The sequence below is a fragment of the Solwaraspora sp. WMMA2056 genome, assembly GCF_030345095.1.
Lineage (GTDB): Bacteria > Actinomycetota > Actinomycetes > Mycobacteriales > Micromonosporaceae > Micromonospora_E.
Map to the genome: position 1 here is coordinate 3,929,012 of NZ_CP128360.1, position 26,620 is coordinate 3,955,631.

The following is a 26,620-nucleotide window of genomic DNA, read 5'->3' on the forward strand; positions in this document are numbered from 1 at the left end:
TTACCGCCCTACCTGGCGCTGCTGGCCAGCACGAAGATGACGGCGATCCAGACGGCGGCCAGGGTGAATCCCAACGGGGCGACGTAACGGTTCATCGGGGGCGGGCTCCGGCGACGGGGCGGTCACCCCCGGACAGGGGCGACCGGCAGGCGGGCTGACGGGCGACACTGGTGGACCACACGGGTGCACCGGGAGCCGCGCTGCTGTCAGCGCGCTCGACCGGTGACCCGGCGGCGACTCGGAGGATCGCTATCTCGCACAGCGATCACCTCCACAGGTCGTCCGGGCGTTGAACCGGGCAAGAGCGTACACCCAGGCCGGCGTCGTGGCACAATCCGCAGCAGCACGATCAGTGCGACCGCGAGAATCGGCAGGTGGACGGCCCGGTCGGCGAGCCAGCCGGGATCGTCCGGCGGGGTGTGCAGACCGGCGACGGCGGTGCCGCCGGCGATCCACAGTGCGATGAACGTCGTCGCCAGCAGCACCGGTTGGTGCCACAGGTAGATGCCCATCGCGTGCCGGTTCACCGCCGCGACCGGCGTCCACCACCGGGCGGTGGTGTCGATCCGGCCCCGCAGGCACCTCAGGGCCAGCGCCGCCGCCCCGAGTTGCGCGCAGACCAGGGCCAGGGTCGCCAGCGACGGCGGGTCAAGGTTCGACCGGACCTGCCCCGGCAGGCCCACCGCACTGGTCGGGTACCCGCCGACCAGGGTCAGCGCGAGTAGCACCGCCACCCCGCCGACGAGCAGGCCGACGGCGTACCGGGCCGGCGGCGGACCGTACCCGGCCATCAGCCCGCCAGCGAGGTACGGCAGGACCCAGGCGGCGACGACGGCCAGCATCGGCGGCAGGTGACCGGCGTCGGCGGCGACGACGATGGTGACCGCCGCCGTCAGGGCTGGCGTGACCGTCACGAAGGCCCGCTCCGGGCTGCGCCGTATGCCGCGCAGCAGCGGGCCGCACAGCGCCCGCAGGAACAGCAGCACGACGAGGAACCACAACGGACTGACCGCCAGCTTCGCGACGGTCACCAGGCTGCCGGTGGGTGCACCGGCGAGGTAGCCGACGACCAGCGCGAGTGTCAGGCCGGCGGCGAACCCCAGCAACGGGCCGCGCAGCGTACGCAGCCATCCGCCGCTCGACCAGCCGCGCCCGCTCGACCCTTCGGGCCCGCCGGGTCGGTCCGCCCCGCCGGGGCGCGGTCCGCTGCTGCGGGCGGCGGCGAATCCGGCGGCGAAGAACAGCAGCCCCAGGGTCTGCGGCAGCCAGGACAGCGGATGCAGCCAGGTCATGTCGATCAACGGACTGTCGACGTGCAGCAGTCCGTCGCCGGTGAGCACCAGGGCGGTCACCCACCAGTGGCCGGCGACGATCCCGATGATGGCGAGCGCTCGGACCAGATCGACGACCGGCTCCCGCAGTGGCCGCGCCGGGTCCGCTGGCACCGTCGTCGGCGCGGTGGCTTCCGGCGGTACCGTCAGCTTCATCGTCTGCGCCGTGCTCATCGGGCCACCGCCGTGAGCCGCGTGCCGGACCGGGTCGGGTCGTCGGCGAGCAGATCGGCGAGGGCGTCCAGGGTGCCGCTGCCGGGCCGCAGGTAGCCGTCGTGGCCGTCGACGCCGTCGGTCGGCAACGACCGGGCCCCGAACGTCGGGCCCGCCGGAGGCGTCCCGTGCCCGAATCCGGCCCACCGTACCGACGGCACCCGCCGGATCCAGTCGTCGACGGCGGTGGCGTGCCAGACCTCGGCGCGGGTGCCGAGATCGGCGACGTGCTCCCGGCCCATCCCGGGAGCTCCGAGCGCGACGAGGTCGGTGACGCAGCCGTCGAGCCGTGGCGCGGCCAACCCGGCCACGATCGCGCCGTAGCTGTGTCCGACCACCACGACGGTTGCTTCCGGTTGCCGCCGGCACAACTCGGCGACGAACCCGACCAGCGCGGCCGCGCCGGCCTCGGCGCGGTCGGAGCGCAGCGCCGCCGGTCCGAACCCCTCCGGCGGGTCGTAACCGAGCCAGGCGACGACGGCGGTACGCGTCTCGCGCTGCTGCGCCGCCCCGTACAGCACCCGGGCCTGCACCGTCGGCGCACGGTGGGTGACGCCGCCGAGGCCCCGGTCGAACGTGGCCAGGGTGTTGTCCGTTCCGGGGATCAGCACCGCGATCCGCCGGGCGGTCGACAGGTCGCCGACGGCCTCGACGGCGGTGCCGTCACCGGTGATGTCGAACTCGAGGAACTGCCGTCCGGTGGTGTCCGGCCACAGGTCGGTCTGCCCGGCCGGGGCGGTGGCCAGTGCGGCACCGCACATCGTTGCGAGGGCGATCAGACGGATACGCATACCGACGAGCCTGCGGTCGGGGTGTGGTCACCCGCGTCGTGCCACGGAGCCAGCTTCGGCGTCGTACCCGAGGGCTATTCGCCGGCGGTGACCAGACCCGACTCGTAGGCGACGACGACCGCCTGTGCCCGGTCCCGGACACCGAGTTTGCTGAGGATCCGTCCAACGTGGGTCTTGACCGTCTGCTCGGCCACGACCAGGTCGGCGGCGATCTCACCGTTGGACCGGCCCCGGGCGATCAACCGCAGCACCTCGGTCTCCCGGTCGGTCAGCGAGGTCAGCGACACCGGGCGGGGACGGTGCTGTCCGGGGCGCGTGGCGAACTCGGCGATCAGCCGGCGGGTGACCGACGGTGACAACAGCCCGTCGCCGGCGGCCACCACCCGTACGGCGTTGACCAGGTCGGCCGCCGGCGCGTCCTTGAGCAGGAAGCCGCTGGCCCCGGCCCGCAGTGCTTCGTAGACGTAGTCGTCGAGGTCGAACGTGGTGAGGATCAGCACCCGGGGCGGTTCCTCGCGGGACCGCCCGTCGAGCAGTTGGCGGGTGGCAGCGATCCCGTCCAGCACCGGCATCCGGACATCCATCAGGACCACGTCGGGGTCGAGGCGGCGGGCCGCGCTGACCGCGTCGGCGCCGTTGGCGGCGTCACCGACCACCACCAGGTCCGGTTGGGCACCGAGCAGAGCACCGAAACCCTGCCGGACCATCGCCTGGTCGTCGGCGATCAACACTTTGATCATGTCGTCCTTCGCTCGTCGCCAGCACGCTACCCGGTGGGCCGGTCCGGGTCGGCTCCGCCATCGGCGTCAGCACCGGTGGCGCCGTCGACGGTGGTGTCGCCGGCTGCGGTGTCGGTCGGGCGGTACGGCAACCAGGCGGTGACCACGAAGCTGGACCGGCCGTCCGGACCGGCGGAGAATCTACCGCCCAGCAGCTCGGCCCGTTCCCGCATCCCGATCAGCCCGTGCCCCCCGGTAGAGCCTTCCTGGCCGGCGGCCAGCTGAGCGGGCCCGTTGCTGACCCGTACCACCAGACGCGCGACCGTGGTCCGCAGCTCGACCCGGACCTTCGCCCCGGGTGCGTGCCGGCCGGCGTTGGTCAACGCCTCCTGCACGATCCGGTAGGCCGCCAACCCGACCGGTTCGGCCACGGCGAGCGTGGCCAGGTGCGGGTCCGCCGCCAACTCGACGTCGAGCCCGGCCCGGCGGGCGGAGTCGACCATCTCGGCGACGTCGGCCAGCCCAGGTTGTGGGCTGCGCTGGGCCCGTTCCGTCTCGCTGCGCAGCACCCCGAGCAGCCGGCGCATGTCGGCGAGCGCGGCGCGGGCGGCACCGGCGATCGCGGTGAACTCGTCGTGGGTCGGCGCGGTCAGCCCGGCCAGCCGGTACGGCGCGGTCTCCGCCTGCACGGCGATCATCGACATGTGGTGGGCGACGACGTCGTGCATCTCCCGGGCGATCCGGGCCCGTTCCTCCAGCACCGCCCGCCGCTGCCGCTCCTGCTGGGTGACGACGGTCTGGCTGGCCAGCGCGTGCTGACTGACCCGCCGCCGGCGTACCTGGTCGGCGACCGCGATGACCAGCGCGATGAGTCCGACCAGCAGATAACTGCCGTCCGAGCCGGTGAACACGAGTACGGGCAGTGCGGTCACCGCCCCGGCCGTCGCCGAGACCCGCAGCTCGGCTCGCAGGCCCAGCACCGCCAGCACGCACAGCAGAGCCAGGAACTGGAACGGACTCCACGGGAATCCGAACGGATACCAGACCATCCCGGGGAACAGCAGCAGGAACGCGATCTGCCAGGCCCGCAACGGCCGGAGATAGGCGAGCGCTGCCGGTGCGACGCTGACGAAGCCGAGGATCGGCCCGAGCGGTTTGGGCAGGTGGTCGGCCTCGTACAGGTCGAGCGCCGCGATGGCGCCGAGCAGGAGGAACAGCGCGAACGCGAGCCGCCGGCCGACGACCCGCCACCGGCCGGGTGGGGTGGTGGCGGGCGCCGGCGGATAGTCCGGCCCGGAGATCAGCTGACGCCACGTCTGCCGGACCTGCCCGATCGCACTGCCGTTCACCGCTGTCACCACCGCGAGGCTACGACCGGACCGACCAGGTGTCATGACACCGTGGGGCTAGTACCCCCGGGTTACTGCTTACCCGGCGGTAGCACCTAGTCTCCAAGCCGGATCATCCATGACAAGGGGGGAACGTGGCGCGCACCGTACTGGTCACCGGCGGTAACCGGGGAATCGGCCTGGCCATCGCGCAGGCGTTCGCGAAGCAGGGCGACCGGGTCGCGGTCACCTACCGGTCGAGCTTCGACGAGCAGTCCGGCCTGTTCGGCGTCCGCTGCGACGTCACCGACGCCGACTCCGTCGACCAGGCGTTCAGTGCGGTCGAAGCCGAACTCGGCCCGGTCGAGGTGCTGGTCGCCAACGCCGGCGTCACCGACGACACGCTGCTGCTGCGGATGTCCGAGGAGCAGTTCACCTCGGTGCTGGACACCAATCTGACCGGTGCGTACCGGTGCGCCAAGCGGGCCTCGACGAAGATGCTGCGGGCCCGGTGGGGCCGGCTGATCTTCATCTCGTCGGTGGTCGGCCTGCTCGGCTCACCCGGGCAGGTCAACTACGCGGCCAGCAAGGCCGGACTGGTCGGCATGGCTCGGTCGATCACCCGAGAGCTGGGTGCCCGCAACATCACCGCCAACGTGGTCGCCCCAGGCTACGTGGAGACCGACATGACCGCCGCGTTGCCGGAGGACCGCAAGGCCGAGTACCGCAAGGCGATCCCGGCGGGCCGGTTCGCCACCGCCGACGAGGTGGCCGCGGCGGTGACGTGGCTCGCCGGCGACGGTGCCAGTTACATCTCCGGGGCGGTCATCCCGGTCGACGGTGGCCTCGGCATGGGCCACTGACGCCGCCGTCGGGCTGAGCCCGAACCTCGCCGGCTCCGCCCATCGCATTCCGGCTCCATCGGCTTCACCTTCCGGCTCCATCGAGCATCGACCATCGAACGGAGAACCCTGTGTCCGCACTGCTGGCCGGTAAGCGGCTGCTCGTCACCGGTGTCATCACCGACCAGTCGATCGCCTTCTCGGTGGCCAAACTGGCCCAGGAGAACGGCGCCACCGTCGTGCTGACCGGGTTCGGCCGGATGTCCCTGGTCGAACGGATCGCCAAGCGGCTGCCCGCCGAGGCCCCGGTGATCGAACTGGACGTGACCAGCGCCGACCATCTCGCCGCCCTGCCCGACCGGGTCCGCGAGCACGTCGACGGTCTCGACGGGGTGGTGCACTCGATCGGGTTCGCCCCGCAGAGCTGCCTCGGCGGTGGATTCCTCGACGCGCCCTGGGAGGACGTGGCGACCGCGCTGCACGTCTCCACCTACTCGTACAAGTCGTTGGCGATGGCGGCGCTGCCGCTGATGCGCCCGGGTGGCGCGGTCGTCGGGCTCACCTTCGACGCCACTCTGGCCTGGCCGGTGTACGACTGGATGGGCGTGGCCAAGGCCGGCCTGGAGTCCGCCTCCCGCTACCTGGCGCTGCACCTGGGGCCGAAGGGCATCCGCAGCAACCTGGTCTCCGCCGGGCCGCTGCGCACGATGGCGGCCAAGTCGATCCCTGGCTTCGAGGCCTTCGAACACGCCTGGACCGAGCGGGCGCCGTTGGGCTGGGAGTTGACCGACCAGGAGCCGGCCGCGCGGGCCTGCCTGGCGCTGCTGTCGGACTGGTTCCCGGCGACCACCGGCGAGATCGTGCACGTCGACGGAGGTTTCCACGCCGTCGGGGCGTGACCGGCGAGGCTGACCGGCGGAGCGATCCGGGGTGCGCCGCCGACGGCGCGCCTCGGACCAGGAACAATGGCGTCATGGCGTACGACGCGTTGGTCCTGCTGTCGTTCGGCGGCCCGGAAGGGCCCGACGACGTGTTGCCGTTTCTGCACAACGTCACCCGGGGGCGCAACGTACCGCCGGAGCGGCTCGCCGAAGTCGCCGAGCACTACCAGCACTTCGGCGGGGTGTCGCCGATCAACCAGCAGTGCCGGGACCTGCTCGCCGGGATCCGGGCCGACTTCGCCGCGCACGGGATCGACCTACCGGTCTACTGGGGCAACCGGAACTGGCATCCGATGCTGGCCGACACGGTGGCCCGGATGCGCGACGACGGGGTGCGACACGCGCTCGCCTTCGCCACCAGCGCCTACGGCGGCTACTCGTCGTGTCGGCAGTACTGGGAGGACATCGCGGCGGCCCGGGCGGCGGTCGGCCCGGACGCCCCGGTGATCGACAAGCTGCGTCAGTTCCACGACCACCCCGGGTTCGTCCTGCCGCACGCCGAAGCGGTCCGGGCCGCGCTGGCCACCCTCGACCCGGCGGTACGCGAGCGCGCCCGGCTGGTGTTCACCGCCCACTCGATTCCGACCTCGATGGCCGCGGCGGCAGGGCCGGACGGTGGGCGCTACCAGGCCCAGCTGGCCGAGACCGCCCGGCTGGTCGCCGCCGAGGCGGCCCCCGACCTGCCGTACGACCTGGTCTGGCAGAGCCGATCCGGGCCACCGCAGGTGCCGTGGCTGGAGCCGGACGTCAACGACCACCTGCGTGACCTGGCCGGGCAGGGTGTCACCGCCGTGGTGGTCAGCCCGGTCGGGTTCGTCTCCGACCATCTCGAAGTGGTCTGGGACCTGGACACCGAGGCGGCGGCGACCGCCAAGGAGCTCGGGTTGACGTACGTGCGGGCCGGCACGCCCGAGACCCATCCGGCGTTCGTGTCCATGGTGCGTGATCTGGTGCGCGAACGGCTGAGCCCGGACGGTACGGTGACCCGGCAGCGGCTGGGTACGCTGCCGGTCTGGGACACCTGCCCGGTGAACTGCTGCACTCCCGCGACCACCCCCCGGAGACCGTCGTGACCGACCGCAAACCCGTCGAGAGCTGGCTGACCGACATGGACGGCGTGCTGGTGCACGAAGGCCAGCCGGTCCCCGGCGCACCGGAGTTCATCAACCGGCTACGTGCCTCCGGCAAGCCGTTCCTGGTGTTGACGAACAACTCCATCTACACCCCGCGTGACCTGCAGGCCCGGCTCACCCGGATGGGTTTCGACGTGCCCGAGCAGGCGATCTGGACGGCGGCGTTGGCGACCGCGCAGTTCCTGGCCGACCAGCGGCCGGGCGGCACCGCGTACGTGATCGGCGAAGCCGGTCTGACCACGGCGATGCACGCGGTCGGTTACATCCTGAGTGACTACGCCCCGGACTACGTCGTACTCGGGGAGACCCGGACCTACAGCTTCGAGGCGATCACGAAGGCGGTCCGGCTGATCAACGACGGGGCCCGGTTCATCTGCACCAACCCGGATCCGACCGGGCCGTCGACCGAGGGTGCCCTGCCCGCGGCCGGTTCGGTTGCGGCGATGATCTCGAAGGCGACCGGGGTGGAGCCGTACTTCGTCGGCAAGCCGAACCCGATGATGATGCGGTCGGCGTTGAACACGATCGACGCGCACTCGGAGAGCACCGCGATGATCGGTGACCGGATGGACACCGACGTACTCTGCGGGCTGGAGGCCGGTCTGCAGACGATCCTGGTGCTCACCGGTATCAGCAACCGGGCCGACATCGACCGGTACCCGTACCGTCCGTCGCGGATCGTCCCGTCGGTGGCCGACCTGATCGACGAGGTCTGAGCACCACCCGCCCTCACCTGATCGCGACGATCTTGCGCTTATCGTCGGACAAAGTGGACAAATCGTCTCGATAACTGCAAGATCGTCGCGGGGGTCAGGGGCGTCGCGGGGGTCAGGGGCGTAGCGGGGCGTTGCAGGCGGCGACCAGCGCCCGCCGGCAGGCGGCGGTGAGGGGTCGCAGCGCGGCATCCCGCTGCTGCGCCTCGTAGCCGTTGACCGCGCCGCCGGGAGCCGCGTGCTCGGCCAACGCCAGCACCCCGTCCAGCACACTGGCGCGGGCGAACAATCGGCGGGCCCGAGGGTCGAATCCAGGTGGCAGGTCCATGCCACCGTCGGGCCTGCGCAGCGCGGCCAACGCGCCGGCCAGCTCGGGTCGCCAGTGGGCGATGTCCAGCCGGGTCAACGCGGTGGTCGCCTCGGCGAGGGTGGCGGACAGGTCGGCCTCCGCCTCGGCCGGTCCCGGCTCCGTGCGCCCGCCGCCGGGCAACTCGTCGGGCAGCGGGTAGACCCGCCAGAGCACCGTCTCGAAGGTCACCCCCGACCCGGAGGTGTGGCTGCGGACCTCTGGGATGACACCCAGGCCCCGGGCCACCACGGCTTCACCGGCCAGCAGCGCCGCGCCGGTGAACGCGCCGGGGCCGGGCAGCCCGCGCGGGTCGCCAGGGGCCGGCAGGACCAACCGGATCTCGTCCGGTGCCAGCTTCGCGAAACAGGGCAGCGCGTCACGCAACGGCAGGTCGGTCCAGGCTCCGGGCGCGTCGGCGACCAGATGCTCCTCGTCGCCGGCTATCTCGTCGGCGATCTCGTCGTACGGCACCAGCCCGGCGCGCCACGCGCGGACCCAGGCCACGAATCGGCTGGACCGGCGCGCCCCGAGGGTGGCCGCGCCTACTGCGGGGGACATGCAGGCTAGGGTACGTGCCGTCGCCCCGGTTGTCTCGACTCCGCTGGTGCCGCACCCCGTGTGGCGTCGTCGTGCCTGGCGGCAGACCTTTGCGGCGCGTCGTCGTGCCCGGCCCGGTCCGGCGGGGTTAGCCTGCCGCGATGGGTGGCGACCGGCGGTACGGAGACGACGTCCTGGCGGGCAACTGGCGCCGGCGGCGCACCGTTCCCGTCCTCGACGCGGAGTTGGACCTGGTGGTCGAGGACGTCGACTCCGGCTTCTGCGGAGCGGTGGTGGGTTTCGAGTCCGGTGCGGTGACCCTGGAGGACCGGCACGGCCGGCGGCGGCACTTTCCGCTCGAGGCGGCGGCGTTCCTGCTCGACGGCCAGCCGGTGACGTTGCGCCGGCCGGACCGGCCCGCCGCCACGCCCCGGCAGCGCCAGCGCACCGCCTCCGGGTCGATCGCGGTCGGTCCCCGGCCGGCCCAGGTCGCGAAGGCCAGCCGGATCTGGGTCGAAGGGGTGCACGACGCGGCCCTGGTGGAGCGGATCTGGGGCGACGACCTGCGGATCGAAGGTGTGGTGGTCGAGCCGCTCGACGGCATCGACGCCCTCGCCACCGAGGTTGCGGCGTTCGCGCCGGGGCCGCAGCGGCGCCTCGGGGTCCTGGTCGACCATCTGGTGCCCGGTTCAAAGGAGAGCCGCCTGGTCGCGGCGGTCACCTCGCCGTACGTGCTGGTGACCGGGCATCCGTACGTGGACGTCTGGCAGGCGGTCAGACCAGACCGGGTCGGGTTGCGGCAGTGGCCGCAGATCCCGCCCGGCCAGCCGTGGAAGGAAGGTGTCTGCGCGGCGGTCGGGGTGGCCGAGCCGGCGCAGATGTGGCGGCGGATCCTCGGCGCGGTGCGCAGCTACCAGGACGTGGAGACACCGTTGATCAACGCGATGGAGCGGCTGATCGACTTCGTGACCGTACCGCCGCAGTGAGCCGTCCGCCCGTCGCGGTAGTGCGCCGTGGGCCGGTCAGCCGAGGTCGTCCGGGTCGCGGGTGAGAATGAAGGTGGCCAGGTCCAGCGCCGTCGGGGTGCCGGTCGGTCCACGCCGTACGGTGAGGATCTCGCCCTGCTGGGCACCGCTGCGGCCCTGCCAGCGGTCCACGCCCGCCGCGGCGAACCGTGACGTCACCGGCTGCACCGGCCCGAGCAGGGCGAGGACGAGTTCGGCGGCGTCAGCGTCCCAGGAGACCTGCATCTCCCGCCCCATCCACCACCACCGGCCGCAGATCGCGTCGATGTCCGGCGGCGGCAGGGTGCCCGGCCGCCACGGACGCGGCGCGGGCGGTTCCCGGTCGAGCACCCCGGCCAGCACCCGCAGCCCCAGCTCACGGATGGTGCCCTGGGCGAAACCGTACGAGTTGGCGAAGGCGATTACACCGGTGCCGGTGTCGCGGTCCACAGCGAGCAGCGCCACGTAGCCGGGCATCGAACCGCCGTGGCCGGCGAAGACCCGCTCCCCGACCCGGTACAGCTCGGGGCCGAGCCCGTGGCCGCCGGTCCACCGCTGCGGGTCGTTGATCGCGACCGGCAGGCACATCTCCGCCATCGTGGCGGGGTCGAGCACCGCCGGGTCCGGGTCGGCGAGGAACGCCGCCCACCGGCTCAGGTCGGCGACGGTGGACCAGAGTTGGCCGGCGGGGGCCATCGCCCCGGTGTCGGTACGGGGCTCCTCGCGCAGCGTGCCGTGCCACGGGTGCACCACGTAGCCGGCGGCGTACGGGGCGGTGGGATGGTAGGTGGTGCGGGTCATGCCGAGCGGGCCGAGAAGGTCGGTGGCGACCAGTTCGCTCCACGGCGTACCGGTGATCCGGTGCAGGGCGGCGCCGAGCAGCCCGTACGCCAGGTTCGAGTAGTGGTACGTGCGGTGCGGCGGAAAGGCCACCTTGTCCGGTCCGAGCCCGGCCAGCAGGGTGGCGACATCCGTGCCGGTGGTGCGTTCCCACCAGCCGTCGCTGTCCGGTTCGCGTTGCAGGCCGGCGGCGTGGCCGAGAAGTTGGCGCAGGGTGATCCGCTCGAACGGGGCGTCGGGCAGGTGGTCGCGGAGCCGGTCGTCGAGGTCGAGCCGGCCGGCGTCGCGCAGCCGCAGCACCAGGGTGGCGGTGAAGGTCTTGGTGATCGAGCCGATCCGGTACTGCAGGTCGGGGTGGGGTGAGGGGTGCTCACCGGCGGACGAGACATGCGCCAGTTGCCGGTCCCGGAGCACGCCGAGGGCGACGGAGGGCGCTCGGCCGTACGACTGGAGCTCGGCGACTGCGGTGTCGATCATGCTGATGGTGCCGGGGGAGAGGGACGCGGACACGCTCACAACACTCCTGTACGTGGTGACCTGACAGCGGTGCGTCGCCCCCGGGTGACCCTGCTCGAAATATGCCCGATATGTCGGTTCTGTGGTCGCCGCTGGTGCGCATACATGTCACGATCGGTATGTGGAACCCGTCCTGTGGATCGTATTGGGCGTCGTGCTCGCGATCGCGGAGTTGTTCACCGCGACGCTGTTCCTCGTCATGTTCGCCGCCGGCGCGTTCGCGGCGGCGGTCGCGGCGGCCCTGGGGGCACCGGTCGCCGTACAGGCCCTGGTCTTCGCCGCGGTCTCCGCGTTGACCGTGCTCGCCGTCCGGCCGGTCATCCAGCGGCACCGCACGGCGGCGCTGACCAGCGGCGAGGAACCGTTCGGGGTCGCGGCGATCGAGGGCGCCACCGCGCTGGTGCTGGAGCGCGTCGACGCCGACGGCGGCCAGGTCAAGATCGACGGAGAGCTGTGGAGCGCCCGGTCCTACGACGGGATCGGGGTCTTCACTCCCGGACAACGGGTACGGGTCATCGAGGTCAAGGGCGTCACCGCCCTGGTCTGGCGCGACGACGTCATCAGCGACGACGTCATCAGCGGCGACGTCGTCGGCGGTGACGCCACCGGCGACGACGTCACTGGCGGTGACCTGCGGTAGCGGAACCACCTCCACCGAAGAGGGTGAGCGACGATGGACATAGCGATCGCGGTACTGGTCGGGGCAATCGCCCTGATCACAGTTGTCACGCTGATCCGGGCCGTCCGGATCGTGCCACAACAGCGGATGGACGTGGTCGAACGCCTCGGGCGTTACCAACGCACCATGACACCCGGTCTGAACCTGCTGGTCCCGTTCGTCGACACGGTCCGCGCCAAGGTCGACATGCGCGAGCAGGTGGTCAGCTTCCCGCCGCAGCCGGTGATCACCTCCGACAACCTGGTGGTGTCGATCGACACTGTCCTGTACTTCAAGGTGGTCGAGCCGCGCGCCGCCACCTACGAGATCGCCAACTTCCTGCAGGCCATCGAGCAGCTCACCGTCACCACGTTGCGCAACGTGATCGGTTCGCTCGACCTGGAGCGGGCCCTGACGAGCCGGGAGGAGATCAACCGGCATCTGTCCGGGGTCCTCGACGAGACCACCGGCCGGTGGGGCATCAAGGTCACCCGGGTGGAGATCAAGGCGATCGAGCCGCCGCCGAGCATCCGCGACTCGATGGAGAAGCAGATGCGCGCCGAGCGGGACCGCCGCGCCGCGATTCTCACCGCCGAGGGACACAAGCAGTCGCAGATCCTCTCCGCGGAGGGCGAGAAGCAGGCCTCGGTGCTGCGCGCCGACGGTGACCGGCAGGCCCGGATCCTGCAGGCCGAGGGGCAGGCCAAGGCGATCCGTACCGTCTTCGACGCCATCCACCAGGCGAACCCGAGTCAGAAGGTGCTCGCCTACCAGTACCTGCAGGCGTTGCCGCAGATCGCCAACGGCCAGGCCAACAAGGTGTGGATCGTGCCGGCCGAGCTGACCAAGGCGCTCGAAGGCCTCGGTGGTGCGCTCGGCGGGCTCAGTCAGATGGTCGGCGACGCGCCGTCGCAGCAGGTCGACTCCTCCGCCGTGGAGCGGGAGGCCGCCGAGGCGGCCGAGGCGGCGGCCGCCGAGGCGCAGCGGGTCAACGACGAGGTCCGCGCCGCCGAGCAGGTCAGCAGCGGGGGTACCGCCCGACCGGCCGGGCTGCCCGCGCCGGAGCCGGTGCCCGCATCCGAACTGCTCGACCAGTTCGACGCCAGCCGCGCCCGGCCGGAGGCCGAACGCGGCTGAACTGGTGCGCGCCGACCGGTGGAAATCCGAACAACTCCCACATACATGACCGGCGTGGCTGACACGATCAGGCCGTCAGTGCCGATCATGCCGAGGCCCGCACGGGCCCCGGCAGCGCGGGAGGACGACGACACCATGACGCGCGCCGTCAGGAACACCCGACCACGGACCAGTGCCGCCGCGGCCAACCGGTCGGGACCGATGCGGGTCGTCTCCCGCAGCGACGCCGGGATCGCCGTGGTCGCGGCCGCCGCACCGGAGCACGCGCCCGCCGGGCCGGCCACCAACGCCGCCTGGGCCTGGTCGGTACGCCGGTTCACCCGGGTGGCCATCTGGGCGTTGCCGCTGTACGCCGTCGCCTTCGCGGTGAGCAGCCTCAGCGGCCTACGTGGCGGCAACCCGGCCCCGGACCTGGTCGACGGGCGACCCGCGTACCTGATCGCCTGGGTGGTGGCGAGCTGGCTCGGCCTGGTCGCGCTCGTCGCGATCGCCGGCATCCACGCCGCGGCCCGCAGCCGTGGCACGGCGGTGGCCGCGCTGCTGACCGGGCTGGCCGGCGCGGCGCTGATGGTCCCGTTCGCCGGACTGCCCGACGGCACCGTGGTCTACGGCACCTCGGCCCGGTCGCTGGCCCTGGTCGGCGCCGCGCTCTACAGCCTGGGCTGGTTCCTGGCCGGCGCCGCCGTACTGCGGTCGGAGCTGTTCAACCGGCTCGACGGCTGGCTGCTGATCGTGGCGTCGCCGCTGCTCGGCTTCATCGGGCTGTTCTCCGGCCCGCTGCAGACCGTCGGAGCGGTCTTCGCGTTGACCGCCGGCATCGGTCTGGCCTGGTCGGCCGGGCGGATGGTGCCGAGCGTGCAGGCGGCCCCGAGCGCGCCGGCCCGGGACTGACCGCCCGGGGACCGGTCAGAGGAGTCGGTCAGGGCGGGTCGGTCAGGGCGGGTCGTCGCGGCACAGCTCCCAGAACGCCACTGCCGCCGCCGTGGCCACGTTGAGCGAGTCGACTCCGCGCCGCATCGGCACGGCCACCCGTACGTCGGCGGCCTGGATCGCCGCCGTACTCAGCCCCGGCCCTTCCGCGCCGAGCAGCAGGGCCGGGCGGGCCCGCGCGGCGGCGTCGAGCCGCTGCACCGCCACCGCGTCAGGTGCCGGCGTCATCGCGAGCAGGTGGAACCCGGCGGTACGGATGGTGGCCAGAGCCGCCGGCCAGGCTGTCGCCCGGGCGTACGGCACCGCGAAGACCTCACCCATGCTGACCCGAACCGACCGCCGGTACAGCGGATCCGCGCAGGTCGGGGAGAGCACCACCGCGTCCATCCCGAGCGCCGCCGCGCTGCGGAACAACGCGCCGAGGTTGGTGTGCGTGTTGATGCCTTCACAGACCACCAGCCGGCGGGCAGCGGCGAGCATCTCGTCGAGCGTGGGCAGCGGACGGCGGTGGAACGAGGCCAGCACCCCCCGGTGCACGTGGAAACCGGTGATCGACTCCAGCACCGCCGGGGTCGCCGCGTAGACCGGCGTCTCCTCCGGCAGTTCGGCCAGCTGGTCGAGGCGCTTGGCGTCGACCAGCACCGACCGTGGTCGGTATCCGGCCCGCAGGGCCCGCCCGAGGACCAGTTCGCCTTCGGCGATGAACAGTCCGCTCGGCGGCTCCCACCGGGTCCGCAGCTCGACGTCGGTCAGCGCCCGGTAGTCGGCTATCCGGTCGTCGTCGGCGTCGGTGATCTCCGCAACTGGCACACCGGAGATTGTGCCCGGTGCCCCAGGTACCGTCGTGCGGGTGTTCCCTACCGTCGGCGAGGTGCTGGCTCTGGAACCGGTCCGGCACGGCGGCCCCCGGGTGGTGGCGGCCGAGGAACGCCTGAACCGGCTGGTCCGTTGGGTGCACGTGACCGAGGTGCCGGACATCGCCAGCCTGTTGCGCGGTGGTGAGCTGGTGCTCACCACCGGTATCGGGTTGCCGGCCGACGACGCGGGGCTGCGCGCCTTCGTCGCCGAGCTGGCCGAGGTCGGCGTCGCCGGACTGGTGGTCGAGCTGGGGCGCCGCTACCACGGTGGGGTGCCCAAGGTGATGGTCGCCGCTGCCGCACGGCACGGGCTGCCACTGGTCGAGCTGCGCCGGGCGACGCCGTTCGTGCTGATCACCGAGGCGGTGCACGCGCTGATCGTGGATGCCCAGTTGGCGCAGCTGCGGGCCACCGAGGAGATCCACCAGCGGTTCACCGAACTGTCGGTCGAGGGCGCGGAGGCCGCCGAGGTGGTCCGGCAGGCGGCGGAGCTGGCCGGTGCCCCGGTGGTGCTGGAGAACCTGGCCCGGCGGGTGCTGGCGTACCACAGCGCGGGGGAGAACGCCCGGTTGCTGCTCGACGGCTGGGAGCAGCATTCGCGGCGGATCCAGCCGGCGGGGCGGACGGCGTACCACGCCGACACCGGCTGGCTGGTGACCATGGTCGGCGCGCGGGGTCAGGACTGGGGTCGGCTGCTGCTGCGCTGTCCCGGCACGGGCCCGGACGCAGCTGGCGGGCCGGACGGGGCAAGCTGGCCCGCCGGGGCTGGTGGGCCGCCGACGCGGCTGTCCATCCTGCTGGAGCGGGCGGCGTCGACGTTGGCGTTGGGGCGGCTGATCCGCCGCGACGCCGACGGTCTGGAGCGGCAGATCCACCGTACGTTGCTGACCGCCCTGCTGGACGGCTCGCAGCCGGCCGACGAGGTGGCCGTACGGGCCCGGGCGCTCGGCGTCGACCTGGACCGCCGTCACCTGGTCGGGCTGGTCGTCCGGTTCCGTGACCCCGACCCGGCCGCCGGGTCGGTCGCGGGCGCCGGGTCGGGGTCGGGGCTCGTCGCCAGACCGGCGTCGGTCGCCGCCGCCGAGGCGGTCCAGGCCCGGCTGCGTGACCTCGCCGAGTCGGTCGGCCTCGCGGTGCGCGAGGCCGGGCTGGCCGGGCTGACCAGCCCGTTGGACGACCACGCCGTCGGCGTGCTGCTGGCGGTACGCACGGCAGCGCTCGCCGACACCGCGCTGGACGACTTCCTGGGGGCGTTGCGCCGGTTGCGCCGTTCGGAGCCGGCGCCGGTGGTGGTGGCGGCCGGCAGCGGGGTCGACGGCATCCGGGAGGCCCGCCGTACGTTGGTGGAGGCCCGGCAGGTGGCCGAGGCGGGGCGGCGGGACCGGCGGGCCGACCAGGTGCTGCGGCTGCCGGACGTCGGCCTTGCCGGGCTGCTGCACCTGTTGCGGGAGGAACCCCGATTGCAGGTGTTCGTCGAGCGGGAGCTGGGTGCGCTGCTGGCGTACGAGGCGCGGCATCCTCGGGAGCAGCTGCTGGCGACGTTGCGCGCGTACCTGGAGCATGGCCGCAACAAGTCGGCGGCGGCTGCGGCGGTGCACCTGTCCCGGCCGGCCTTCTATGAACGGTTGACCCGGCTGGGGCGGATTCTCGACGCCGACCTGGAGTCGGTGCAGGTGTGCCTGTCGCTGCACGTGGCGTTGCTGGCGTGGGAGGCGGTCCAGGCGCGCCCGCTGGTCTGACCCTGGTCCGCCGGTCGGCCTGATCCGGGCCGAAGGTCCTACCCGTCCGGGACCCACGACTGGTCGACATATACCCCCGGGGGTATATGGTGGGGAGCGTAGCCCGCTCCGCTTCCGCGATCAGGAGGTCTCGATGTTCTTCGCCCAGTACTACCTGGACTGCCTGTCCCAGGCGTCCTACCTCATCGCCGACGAGTCGACGAAACGCGCTGTGGTGGTCGACCCCCGCCGCGACGTCAGCGAGTACCTGGCCGACGCGCAGGCGCACGGGTTCACCATCGAGGGCGTCGTCAACACCCACTTCCACGCCGACTTCATCGCCGGCCACCTGGAGCTCGCCGCGCGCACCGGCGCGTGGATCGGGTACGGCCAGCGAGCCGAGGCCGACTACCCGATCCGCAAGCTGGCCGACGGCGAACGGATCAGCCTGGGCGACGTGACCCTGGAGATCATGGAGACCCCGGGACACACTCCGGAGTCGATCAGCATCCTGGTCTACGAACACGCCACCGACCCGGTCGCGTACGGGGTGCTCACCGGCGACGCGCTGTTCATCGGCGACGTCGGTCGCCCGGACCTGCTCGCCTCCTTCGGCGTCACCGCCGAGGAGCTGGGCCGGATGCTCTACGACAGCGTTCAGCACAAGCTGATGGCCCTGCCGGACCCGGTGCGGGTCTTCCCGGCCCACGGCGCGGGGTCGGCCTGCGGCAAGAACCTGTCCACCGAGCGCTCGTCGACCATCGGCGAGCAGCGGGCCACCAACTACGCGTGCGCCCCGATGGACGCCGCGCGGTTCCTGGCGATCGTCACCGCCGGGCAGCCCGCCGCGCCAGCGTACTTCGGCTACGACGCCGTACTGAACCGCCAGGACCACGCCCTGTTCGACGTCACCGCCGCGCCCACGCCGCTGAGTCCGGCGGAGTTCGCCGCCGGCCAGGCCGCCGGCGCCGTCGTGGTCGACGCCCGCGACCCGCAGGAGTACGCCGCCGGCCACCTGCGGGGTGCGCTCAACGTCCCCGCCGACGGCCGGTTCGCCGAGACCGCCGGCAGTGTGCTCACCCCCGGTACGCAGATCCTGGTGGTCGCCCCGCAGGACCGGGAGGAGGAGATCGTCACCCGGCTGGCCCGGATCGGCTTCGACACCGTCGCCGGCTACCTACGCGAGCCTGAGCAGGCGTTCCTGCAGATGATCGACCAGTTGACCCGGGCGAGCCGGCTGACCGTGGCGCAGCTGGCGGCCGCGCGCGCCGGCGCGCGTCCGCCGGTGGTGCTCGACGTGCGCAACGCCGGGGAGCGCTCCGCCGGGGTCGTCGACGGCGCGCTGCACATCCCGCTGGCCGAGCTGGCCCGGCGCATCGACGAGGTGCCGACCGACCGGCCGGTGGTGGTGCACTGCGCCGGCGGTTACCGCTCCTCGGTGGCGGCCAGTGTGCTGCGGGCCGCCGGTCACCCGGACGTCTCCGATCTGCTCGGCGGCTACCAGGCGTGGCAGGCGTCGCGTCAGCCGGTCGGCGCCGCCTGAGCACCCGATCCACACCCGACTCGCTGAAAGGATCATCATGACCACGGACACGACCACCGCCGTACCGGAGCCGACCCGGCGGCTGCCGTTGATCGGCGACCAGGCGCCGGACTTCGCGGCGGAGAGCACCCACGGTCCGGTCCGGCTGGCCGACTACACCGGCCGCTGGCTGGTGCTGTTCAGCCATCCGGCCGACTTCACCCCGGTCTGCACCACCGAGTTCGTCGGCTTCGCCGAACTGGCCGACGAGTTCGCCGCCCGGAACGTGGCGCTGCTCGGCAACTCGGTGGACTCGGTCTTCAGCCACCTCGCCTGGACCCGGTCGATCCACGAGAAACTGGGCGTGCGGATCCCGTTTCCGATCATCGCCGACCTGGACATGGCGGTGTCCCACGCGTACGGGATGCTGCACCCGAACACCTCCGGTACGGCGGCGGTCCGGGCGGTCTTCGTCATCGACCCCGAGCAGGTGGTCCGGGCAGTGCTCTACTACCCGATGAACGCGGGTCGGATGATCCCGGAGATCCTGCGGCTGATCGACGCGCTGCAGACCTCGGACCGGGACGGTGTGTCCTGCCCGGCCAACTGGCGCCCCGGGGACGACGTGGTGCTCGGTGCGCCACGGACCGAGTCCGACCTGGACGACCGGTTGGCCGACGACACGGTCAAGCTGACCGACTGGTATCTGGCCACCCGACCGGACCGGGGCGGATCCTGATCCCGCGCACCGGGTGGCTCCGCCGGCCCGAACCTGGACCGGCGGAGCCACCCGGTGCCGCCCCACCTCGACACCTGCCGCACGCAGCCGTCCGGCCAGGCGGCAGAGAGCCGTCAGGCCAGGGAGAGGAACAGCTTCTCCATCTGTTCGAGGTTGGCCTTGCGGTCGGTCGCGTCGGCGTCGGGGTCCATGCACTGTTCGAGCCCGCTCGCGATGACCTTGAACCCCGCCCGGTCGAGCGCCCGGGAGACGGCGGCGAGCTGGGTGACCACCTCGGCGCAGTCGCGACCGGACTCCAGCATCGCGATGATGCCCCGGATCTGACCCTCGGCCCGCCGTAGCCGCTTGACGACCTCGACGGTCGTCTGCTCCTCGACCTGCATCGGCTGCTCCTCCCACTCAGGTTTCCAAGATACACCCGGGGGTATGCCTTGCGGTGGCCCGGTCATCCGAACATACTGGAGAAGCGATACCCCCAGGGGTATATGTCGAGAGCGTGAGGAGCGCCAAGTGGAACTCGTTTCTTTCCGTACCCCAGGCCTCGGCGACCAGTCCTACCTCCTGATCCACGAGGGCAAAGGGGTGCTGGTCGACCCGCAACGTGACATCGACCGGTTCCTCGACGCCGCGGCCGAACGCGACGTCGACCTCCGGTTCGTCCTGGAAACGCACCTGCACAACGACTATGTCTCCGGTGGCCCCCAGGTGGCCCGGCGCACCGGCGCCGAGCTGGTCCTGCCGGCCGGGGCCGCACCGATCTACCGGCACACCCCCGCCTTCCACCTCGAGGACATCAAGGCCGACAACCTCACCCTGCGCCCCGTACACACCCCCGGGCACACCCCGGAACACACCAGCTACGTGGTCCTGATCGACGACGAACCGGTCGCGGTCTTCTCCGGCGGCAGCCTGCTCGTCGCCGCCGCCGGGCGACCCGACCTGCTCGGCGCCGACCGGGCCCGCACCCTGGCCCGGCTGCAGCACGGATCCCTGCACCGACTGGCCGGCCTGCCCCGGGCCGTCGAACTGCTGCCGACCCACGGCGAAGGCTCGTTCTGCACCACCACCGGCGCCGGTCGGTTCACCTCCACCATCGGTGACGAGGTCGACACCAACCCGCTGCTCGGCATCGGCGACCCGGAGGCCTTCGCCGACCGGCTGCTCGCCGCACCGATGCCGATCCCGGCGTTCTACCAGTACATGGGGCCGGCCAACATCCGTGGCGGCGAGCCGATGCCGCCGGTCACCGTGCCCGAGATCGCCGCCACCGCGCTGCCGACCGGCGACGGCACCCAGCTGCTGGACATCCGGCCCCGTACGGCCCAGGCCGCCGGCCTGGTCCCCGGCTCGGTCGGGATCACCCTCGCCGACGACTTCGGCAGCTGGGCCGGCTGGCTGCTGCCGTACGGCACCCCGCTGGTCCTGATCGCCGCACCGGACCAGGACGTCACCGAGGCCGTCGTCCAGCTGGCCCGCATCGGGCTCGACACCGTGCGGGCCGTCCACCGGCCGGCCGCCGACGCCGACCTCGGCCCCGGGTACGAGCTGCTCGACATCGACACCTTCCGACAGCGGCTGACCGTGTCCGACGCCCAACTGCTCGACGTACGGATGCCGAACGAACGTGCGCAGGCCAGCTGGTCCGGTGCGGTCGAACGCTTCCTCGCCGACCTGGTCACCGACGGCATCCCCGCCGCCCTCGACCCGCAGCGGCCGGTCCTGGTCGCCTGCGGCACCGGCCGGCGGGCCGCCATCGCCGCCAGCCTGCTGGTCCGCGCCGGCTACCGCGTGGCGGTCCTCGACGGCGCCGGCGTCGCCGACCTCGTCGACGCCTGACGCGCGACCCGCGAAACCGACCGCAAAAGACCGACCCCGCACACCAGACCCGCACCGCACCTGATCCTGGCCGACCCCTTTCTGGAGACACCATGCCCCCCACCAATCCGACCATCGACGTCCCCGCCGCCCGGGCCCTGCTCGCCGACAACCCGGACACCCTCGTCGTCGACGTGCGGACCCCGGCCGAGTTCGAGACCGCCCACATCGACGGGGCGATCAACCTGCCGCTCGACCAGGTCGACGCCCACCTGAACCGGATCGTCGCCGACGCCGGCGGCCGGATCCTGCTGATCTGCCAGTCCGGCAACCGGGCCCACCAGGCCTGCGGCAAGCTCGCCGGTGCCGGCCTGGACTCCGCGACCGTGCTGACCGGCGGGATGGGTGCCTGGATCTCCGCCGGTGGACCGGTCAACCGGGGCCGGCAACGCTGGAGCCTGGAACGTCAGGTGCGGCTGGTCGCCGGCGCCATCGTGCTGGTCGCGGTGCTGGCCAGCATCTGGTATCCGCCGGCCCGCTACGTCGCCGGTGCCATCGGTGCCGGGCTGACCGTCGCCGCGCTGACCAACACCTGCGCGATGGGCATGCTGCTGGCCCGGCTGCCGTACAACCGGGGCGCCGGCTGTGACGTCGACGCGTCGCTGACCCGGCTGAGCCGGGCCGGCGCGGCGAGATGACCGGCGCGGCGTACCCGCGCCAGGCCCGCACCGGGCCGGCGCGGGCCCTGCCGATCCTCGGCTGGCGGCGCGGCTACGACCGGCAGGTGCTGCGCCACGACCTGATCGCCGGCCTGACCGTCGCCGTCATGCTGGTGCCGCAGAGCATGGCGTACGCCGCCCTCGCCGGCATGCCACCGGTCACCGGCCTCTACGCCGCCACCGTGCCGGTCCTGGTCTACGCCCTGCTCGGCACCTCCGGCTCGCTCGCCGTCGGCCCGGTCGCGATCACCGCGTTGATGACCGCCACCGCCCTGGCGCCCCTGGCCAACGGCGACCCCGGCCGGTTCGCTGCCCTCGCCGGCCTGCTCGCGCTGCTGGTCGGTGCCATCCAGGTGCTGATGGGGGTGCTGCGCCTCGGCGCGTTGGTCAACTTCATGTCCCACTCGGTGCTGTCCGGTTTCACCTCGGCCGCCGCGCTCGTCATCGCCGCCAGCCAGGTCAAGGACCTGCTCGGGCTGCGGGCCGAGCGCGCCGAGAACCTGCCCGGCATCCTGACCAGCCTCTGGCAGGCCGCGCCGACGGTGCACCTGCTGACCGTGGCGGTCGCCGGGGTCAGCATCGCCGGGCTGGTCCTGCTGCGCCGGTACGTACCGAAGCTGCCCGGCGCGCTGCTGGTCGTCGCCGCCGTCACCGCGGTCAGCGCCGTCCTGGCCCTCGGTGACCGTGGCGTGCCGATCCTCGCCGACGTGCCGAGCGGGCTGCCGGTGCCGGACCTGCCGTCGATCGCCCTGGCCGACGTACGGGCCCTGCTGCCGGCGGCGGTCGCGATCGCCCTGGTCGCCTACATGGAAGGCATCGCGGTGGCCAAGTCGCTGGCCGCCCGGTCCCGCCAGCACGTCGACCCGAACGCCGAACTCGTCGCCGTGGGCGCGGCGAACGTCGCAGCCGGCGCATTCCACGCCTTCCCGGTGGCCGGCGGATTCTCCCGCAGCGCCGTCAACTTCTCCGCCGGGGCCCGTACCCCGGTCGCGTCGGTGGTCACCGCCGCCGTCGTGGCGGCCACCGCGCTGCTGCTCACCCCGGCCTTCCACCACCTGCCCAAGGCGGTGCTCGGGGCGATCGTCGTGGTCGCCGTACTCGGTCTGGTCGACCACCGGGGCGCACGGACGGCCTGGCGGACCCGGCGGGCCGACGGGGTCACCCTCGCCCTGACGTTCCTGGTCACCCTGGTCGCCGGGGTCGAGGCAGGGCTGGCCGTCGGCGTCGGGTTCAGCCTCGTGGTGTTCCTGCACCGGTCGGCCCGGCCGCACACCGCCGAACTCGGCCGGGTCCCCGGCACCGGGACGTTCCGCAACGTCGCCCGCTACCAGGGGCTGGTCACCGACCCGCAGGTGGCGGTGCTGCGTATCGACGGCCCGTTGTACTTCGCCAACGCCGAGTACCTCGCCGACCAGTTGTCGGCACTTGCCGAGGACCGCCCGTCGCTGCACGCCGTGGTGCTCGACGCCAGCGCGATCAGCGACGCCGACACCGACGGGGCACACACCCTGGCGCAGGCCCGTGACCGGCTCGCCGGCCGGGGCGTGGCACTGCACCTGGCCACCGTGCGCGGCCCGGTCCGGGACCTGCTGACCCGCTCCGGCCTGTGGCCGGCGATGCGGGAGGCCGGGCAGCTGCATCCGGAGGTGGCCGACGCCGTCGACGCGGCCGCCGGTACGCCGGACGGCAGCGACCGGACACCACGCCTGCCGCAGGAGGTGTACTGACCGTGCCGGACCGGTTCGCCACCGTGGTGACCTGCATCGACGGGCGGATCCACGGCCCGCTCGGGCAGTGGATCCGCGACCGGCTCGACGTGGACCATCTCGACCTGATCACTGCGCCGGGCGCCGACCGGGTGCTGGCCACCGCCGACCCGGCGGAGCTGACCAGGCTGCTGGACGCGGTCGGCGTCTCCCGTACCGCGCACGGCAGCGGCACCCTGGTGCTGGCCGGGCACGCCGACTGCGCCGGCAACCCGGTCGACGACGCCGAACACCACGACCAGCTGCGCCGGGCCGCCGACCGGCTCGCCGCCGCCCTGCCCGAGCTGCGGATCCTGGCCGTGCACACCGGAAGCTGCGGCACCGGCTGCTGGCAGCCGCACCTGATCGACGAGCGGGCACCCAGCGGGCGTCCGTGACCGACTGACCGGCGGGGTCAGCGCAGCGCGGTGGGTCAGAGCAGCGCGGTGGGTCAGAGCAGCGCGGTGAGGACCTTCGCGTACGCCGCCGGCACGTGGTGCGGACCGCCCGGCAGCAGTACGTCGGAGGCGTCGACCGCCGGCCACGCCTGCTGCGGCACCGCCGCCATCAGCTCACCGACCAGCGGGGCGTCGCGCCACTGCGGCGAGGAGGCGAGCATCCGTAGCGCGACCAGGGACTCCTCGACCTCACCGACGCACTCGAACGGCTTGTGCCCGTCGACGCCGATCAGCTCCCGGAAGCCGGCCAGCTGGGCCGGGTCGGCCAGCAGGTCGACACCGAAGATGCCGACCAGCCGGTCGCGTTCCATGAACGGCGCGAACGCCAGGAACACGAACCGGCACTTCGGGCACGCCCCGCACCAGCGTTCGCTGCGGTCGCGCAGCTTGAACGCCGCGTTGCAGCTGGTCACCACCGGGTCGTAGCCGGTCGACGCCGCGAACAGCTTGGCGATGTGCAGCTCGGACAGGGTCCGCAGCAGCGAGAAGTACGGCTCGGTCAGCCCGGCGTGGCCCTGCAGCGCGGCCCGCAGCAGCCCTTCGGCCTCGACGCCCTTGGACCACTGGTGGTTGATCTCGTGACCGTTCCAGATCAGGTTCGGGTCGGACGCGGACCGTTCGTTGGACATCACCACCGGGCCGAGGCCGTGCAGCACCGCCGTACCGACCGCGATCAGCGAGTTGATCGCGGTCACCGGGATGTGCCCGTTGTACGCCCCGGACGCGTTGAGGTCGAACAGCCGCGGGTCCAACGTCCGGCGGGCGGCCAGCGCCGGCAACCCGGAGGCCGCGTTGACCGCCACGATCACCGGGTTCGGGTTGACCGAGAACGGCACCGGCTCGAAGCCGGCCCGGCGCAGCGCCTCCAGGGTGACGATCGAGTCCTTGCCGCCGCCGACCGCCGACAACGGCCGCCGGTCGGCGGTGTCCACCGGTGTCGGCGGGGTCGGCACCCCGTCCGGCACGACGGGGGCGAGGTCGAGCACGTGCGGCAGCTCGTTGCGGTACGCGTACTCGGCCAGGCCCGAGGTGTAGACGGCGGTGACCAGCGCGACCGCCTCGGCCCCCAGCGGCGCCGGCGCCACCAGCCGGGGCGGGGCCGCCGCCTTGTAGTAGCTGACCCCGGCGACCAGGTGCAGCAGCTCCAACACCCGGCGGAACGTCGACCCCGACCCGGTCGGCGGCGGGGTGCCGTCGGGCATCGGGAAGGTGATCCGCTCGACGAAGGTCGACGCCGCGCCGTCGTCACCGGTGAGCGCGTAACCCAGCTCGGCCACCCCGGTCACCGGGTCGAACTCCAGCGTGGGGAAGGTGAACGCGGTGAAACGTCCTAGCTCGTCACGGGTCACCCGTACCTCCTCCACTGATCACCGACCAGACATACTAGTCCCGGTACGCGCCCCCGATCCGGCGCCTGATGACATGCTTCGCAGTGGAGGAGATGACCGGTGCGCCTGGCTGACCTGCGTGGCCGATCCGTCGCGGTGTGGGGCACCGGCCGCGAGGGACGGGCCGCGGTGACCGCGATCGCCGCCCAGTCCCCGGCCGGGCTGGTCGCCGTCGACGACAGCGCGACCGCCGCCCCGGCGGACTGGGACACCGGCACCGCGCCGCTGTACACCGGCGAGGACGGCTTCGCCCGGTTGGCCGCCGCCGACGTCGTGGTCCGCTCACCGGGCGTGCCGCAGACCCACCCCTGGGTGGTGCGGCTGCGCGAACGCGGGGTGCCGATCACCGGCGGCACCGCGCTGTGGATGGCCGACCACGCCGCCCGGACCGTCGGTGTCACCGGCAGCAAGGGCAAGTCCACCACGTCCAGCCTGATCAGCCACCTGCTGACCGCGCTGGGGCGGCCCAACGCGTTCGGCGGCAACATCGGCGTACCGCTGCTGGCGATGCCCGAGGCCGACCTGTACGTGCTGGAACTGTCGTCGTACCAGTGCAGCGACCTGACCGATTCGCCCCGGATCGCCGTGCTGACCTCGCTGTTCCCGGAGCACCTGGACTCGCACGGCAGCGAGGAACGCTACTACGCCGACAAGCTCAACATCATCGCGCACGGTCCGGAAACGATCATTTACAACGGTACGGATCCCCGGCTCGCCCGGCGGCTGCTCGGTGTCGAGGCGACCGCCGCCGGACTGCCCGACGGCTACCACGTGACCTCCGGCCCGGCCGGCCGGCCGTACCTGCACCGGGGTGGCGAGCCGCTGTTCGCGCGGGCGGCGCTGCCGCTGGCCGGCCGGCACAACGAAGGCAACCTCTGCGTGGCGTTGACGGTGCTCGAAGCACTCGGCGTCGACTGCGTCGCGCAGCGCGACGTGATCGCCGACGCGGTCGCCGGTTTCGCCGGCCTGCCGCACCGGCTCGCCGAGATCGCCGACCCGTCGGGGCTGACCTTCGTCGACGACAGCATCTCGACCAGCCCCTATTCGGCGATGCACGCGATCGACGCGTACACCGGCCGCCCGTTGACCGTCATCGTCGGCGGCACCGACCGGGGGCTCGACTACACGCCGCTGCGTGAGCACCTCGCCGAGTCGGAGTTGACGGTGATCGGCGTACCGGACAGCGGGCCCCGGATCCTCGACACCCTGGCCGGGCTGCCCGGCGTGCGCACCGCGCAGGCCGCCGACGTCACGGCGGCCGTACGGTTGGCCCGCGAGCTCACCCCGGACGGTGGGGTGGTGCTGCTGTCCCCGGCCGCCCCCAGCTACGGGCATTTCCGCAACTTTGAACACCGCTCCGAGGTCTTCGCCGCCGCCGTCCGCGACACCGCTCCCGGGTCGCGGGTCGCCTGACTTTCCGGCTCTGCGGCCCTGACTGTGGGTGACTCCGCTGCGGACAGATGTCGTTCCTGTCGATATACCTGTGGGGAATGATTATTCCCCACAGGAATATCCACGGTTCGGAATATGTGCCTCCCGGCGTCGGGAGGCCGCCGACCGCGCGGACGCCCCCCGCCCCGTCCCGTCCCGGCCCCCCGCCCCGGCCGTGGTCCCGCCACCTGGGCGATACCGCAGTTCCGGGAGGTGCCGTGTCAGGATCGTCCGGCTCCGGTGCTA

At 72.6% G+C, this 26,620-nt stretch carries 25 protein-coding genes; 16 read left to right on the plus strand and 9 right to left on the minus strand.

Annotated elements, in window-relative coordinates; all coding sequences use genetic code 11:
* Positions 1-206 precede the first annotated feature (206 nt).
* The 4 genes from O7608_RS17910 to O7608_RS17925 form a co-directional block, all read right to left on the minus strand.
* Positions 207-1,505 carry an acyltransferase family protein gene (locus O7608_RS17910; protein WP_289205670.1) on the minus strand — a complete coding sequence of 433 codons (1,299 nt, stop codon included), beginning with the start codon at positions 1,503-1,505 and terminating at the stop codon, positions 207-209.
* Positions 1,502-2,335 (minus strand): alpha/beta hydrolase, encoded by an 834-nt coding sequence (locus O7608_RS17915; RefSeq protein ID WP_289205671.1) that lies wholly within the window; start codon positions 2,333-2,335, stop codon positions 1,502-1,504. Before O7608_RS17915 ends, O7608_RS17910 begins: the two co-directional genes overlap by 4 nt.
* A 74-nt stretch (positions 2,336-2,409) precedes the next feature.
* Positions 2,410-3,075: a response regulator gene (locus O7608_RS17920; protein WP_289205672.1), complete on the minus strand. Its 666-nt coding sequence runs from the start codon at positions 3,073-3,075 to the stop codon at positions 2,410-2,412.
* Between the two features lie 26 nt (positions 3,076-3,101).
* Positions 3,102-4,412, minus strand: a complete 1,311-nt coding sequence (locus O7608_RS17925; protein WP_289205673.1) for a sensor histidine kinase — start codon at positions 4,410-4,412, stop codon at positions 3,102-3,104.
* A gap of 125 nt (positions 4,413-4,537) precedes the next feature.
* Here O7608_RS17925 and O7608_RS17930 point away from each other — a divergent pair, with 125 nt between their 5' ends.
* From O7608_RS17930 to O7608_RS17945, 4 genes are all read left to right on the plus strand, one after another.
* A complete protein-coding gene (locus tag O7608_RS17930; RefSeq protein WP_289205674.1) occupies positions 4,538-5,245 on the plus strand; it encodes a beta-ketoacyl-ACP reductase in 708 nt (235 codons plus the stop codon).
* Between the two features lie 110 nt (positions 5,246-5,355).
* Positions 5,356-6,123 (plus strand): enoyl-ACP reductase FabI, encoded by a 768-nt coding sequence (gene fabI / locus O7608_RS17935; protein WP_289205675.1) that lies wholly within the window; start codon positions 5,356-5,358, stop codon positions 6,121-6,123.
* Positions 6,124-6,197: 74 nt separating this feature from the next.
* Entirely contained in the window at positions 6,198-7,238 is a 1,041-nt protein-coding gene (locus O7608_RS17940) for a ferrochelatase (RefSeq protein WP_289205676.1), read from the plus strand.
* The gene (locus tag O7608_RS17945) at positions 7,178-8,014 is read left to right on the plus strand and encodes an HAD-IIA family hydrolase (protein WP_421361565.1); all 837 of its coding nucleotides are present in this window, start codon (positions 7,178-7,180) and stop codon (positions 8,012-8,014) included. The genes O7608_RS17940 and O7608_RS17945 overlap by 61 nt, the downstream gene beginning before the upstream one ends.
* A gap of 112 nt (positions 8,015-8,126) precedes the next feature.
* Here O7608_RS17945 and O7608_RS17950 read toward each other — a convergent pair whose 3' ends face one another.
* Positions 8,127-8,918: an Rv1486c family protein gene (locus O7608_RS17950; RefSeq protein WP_289205677.1), complete on the minus strand. Its 792-nt coding sequence runs from the start codon at positions 8,916-8,918 to the stop codon at positions 8,127-8,129.
* 140 nt (positions 8,919-9,058) lie between these two features.
* Between O7608_RS17950 and O7608_RS17955 the strand changes: the two genes are divergently transcribed.
* Complete coding sequence (locus O7608_RS17955) at positions 9,059-9,883, plus strand: DUF3097 domain-containing protein (RefSeq protein ID WP_289205678.1); 825 nt, start codon at positions 9,059-9,061, stop codon at positions 9,881-9,883.
* 36 nt (positions 9,884-9,919) lie between these two features.
* On the opposite strand, the gene O7608_RS17960 is transcribed toward O7608_RS17955, so the two are convergent.
* Entirely contained in the window at positions 9,920-11,218 is a 1,299-nt protein-coding gene (locus O7608_RS17960; protein WP_289210941.1) for a serine hydrolase domain-containing protein, read from the minus strand.
* A gap of 160 nt (positions 11,219-11,378) precedes the next feature.
* Here O7608_RS17960 and O7608_RS17965 point away from each other — a divergent pair, with 160 nt between their 5' ends.
* The 3 genes from O7608_RS17965 (at position 11,379) to O7608_RS17975 (ending at position 13,943) form a co-directional block, all read left to right on the plus strand.
* A complete protein-coding gene (locus O7608_RS17965; RefSeq protein ID WP_289205679.1) occupies positions 11,379-11,897 on the plus strand; it encodes an NfeD family protein in 519 nt (172 codons plus the stop codon).
* Positions 11,898-11,930: 33 nt separating this feature from the next.
* A complete protein-coding gene (locus tag O7608_RS17970) occupies positions 11,931-13,052 on the plus strand; it encodes an SPFH domain-containing protein (protein WP_289205680.1) in 1,122 nt (373 codons plus the stop codon).
* 135 nt (positions 13,053-13,187) lie between these two features.
* Entirely contained in the window at positions 13,188-13,943 is a 756-nt protein-coding gene (locus O7608_RS17975) for a hypothetical protein (RefSeq protein WP_289205681.1), read from the plus strand.
* Positions 13,944-13,985: 42 nt separating this feature from the next.
* On the opposite strand, the gene O7608_RS17980 is transcribed toward O7608_RS17975, so the two are convergent.
* Positions 13,986-14,792 carry a TrmH family RNA methyltransferase gene (locus O7608_RS17980; RefSeq protein ID WP_289205682.1) on the minus strand — a complete coding sequence of 269 codons (807 nt, stop codon included), beginning with the start codon at positions 14,790-14,792 and terminating at the stop codon, positions 13,986-13,988.
* Positions 14,793-14,832: 40 nt separating this feature from the next.
* Between O7608_RS17980 and O7608_RS17985 the strand changes: the two genes are divergently transcribed.
* From O7608_RS17985 to O7608_RS17995, 3 genes are all read left to right on the plus strand, one after another.
* A complete protein-coding gene (locus O7608_RS17985; protein WP_289205683.1) occupies positions 14,833-16,578 on the plus strand; it encodes a PucR family transcriptional regulator in 1,746 nt (581 codons plus the stop codon).
* A 133-nt stretch (positions 16,579-16,711) separates the two neighbouring features.
* Positions 16,712-18,100: an MBL fold metallo-hydrolase gene (locus O7608_RS17990; RefSeq protein WP_289205684.1), complete on the plus strand. Its 1,389-nt coding sequence runs from the start codon at positions 16,712-16,714 to the stop codon at positions 18,098-18,100.
* A 37-nt stretch (positions 18,101-18,137) separates the two neighbouring features.
* Positions 18,138-18,818 (plus strand): peroxiredoxin, encoded by a 681-nt coding sequence (locus O7608_RS17995; RefSeq protein WP_289205685.1) that lies wholly within the window; start codon positions 18,138-18,140, stop codon positions 18,816-18,818.
* Positions 18,819-18,931: 113 nt separating this feature from the next.
* Here the strand turns inward: O7608_RS17995 and O7608_RS18000 are convergent, their stop codons facing one another.
* Positions 18,932-19,201 carry a metal-sensitive transcriptional regulator gene (locus O7608_RS18000; protein WP_289205686.1) on the minus strand — a complete coding sequence of 90 codons (270 nt, stop codon included), beginning with the start codon at positions 19,199-19,201 and terminating at the stop codon, positions 18,932-18,934.
* A gap of 127 nt (positions 19,202-19,328) precedes the next feature.
* On the opposite strand from O7608_RS18000, the gene O7608_RS18005 reads away from it, so the two are divergent.
* The 4 genes from O7608_RS18005 (at position 19,329) to O7608_RS18020 (ending at position 23,495) form a co-directional block, all read left to right on the plus strand.
* On the plus strand, positions 19,329-20,654 hold the full coding sequence (locus O7608_RS18005; protein ID WP_289205687.1) for an MBL fold metallo-hydrolase: 1,326 nt from the start codon (positions 19,329-19,331) through the stop codon (positions 20,652-20,654).
* A 92-nt stretch (positions 20,655-20,746) separates the two neighbouring features.
* A complete protein-coding gene (locus tag O7608_RS18010) occupies positions 20,747-21,331 on the plus strand; it encodes a rhodanese-like domain-containing protein (protein WP_289205688.1) in 585 nt (194 codons plus the stop codon).
* The gene (locus O7608_RS18015; RefSeq protein ID WP_289205689.1) at positions 21,328-23,079 is read left to right on the plus strand and encodes a SulP family inorganic anion transporter; all 1,752 of its coding nucleotides are present in this window, start codon (positions 21,328-21,330) and stop codon (positions 23,077-23,079) included. Before O7608_RS18010 ends, O7608_RS18015 begins: the two co-directional genes overlap by 4 nt.
* A gap of 2 nt (positions 23,080-23,081) precedes the next feature.
* Complete coding sequence (locus O7608_RS18020; RefSeq protein ID WP_289205690.1) at positions 23,082-23,495, plus strand: carbonic anhydrase; 414 nt, start codon at positions 23,082-23,084, stop codon at positions 23,493-23,495.
* A gap of 53 nt (positions 23,496-23,548) precedes the next feature.
* Here the strand turns inward: O7608_RS18020 and O7608_RS18025 are convergent, their stop codons facing one another.
* Entirely contained in the window at positions 23,549-24,904 is a 1,356-nt protein-coding gene (locus O7608_RS18025) for a MurL-like N-terminal domain-containing (protein WP_289205691.1), read from the minus strand.
* A gap of 99 nt (positions 24,905-25,003) precedes the next feature.
* Between O7608_RS18025 and murD the strand changes: the two genes are divergently transcribed.
* Positions 25,004-26,356 carry a UDP-N-acetylmuramoyl-L-alanine--D-glutamate ligase gene (gene murD, locus O7608_RS18030; protein WP_289205692.1) on the plus strand — a complete coding sequence of 451 codons (1,353 nt, stop codon included), beginning with the start codon at positions 25,004-25,006 and terminating at the stop codon, positions 26,354-26,356.
* Positions 26,357-26,620: the final 264 nt, after the last annotated feature.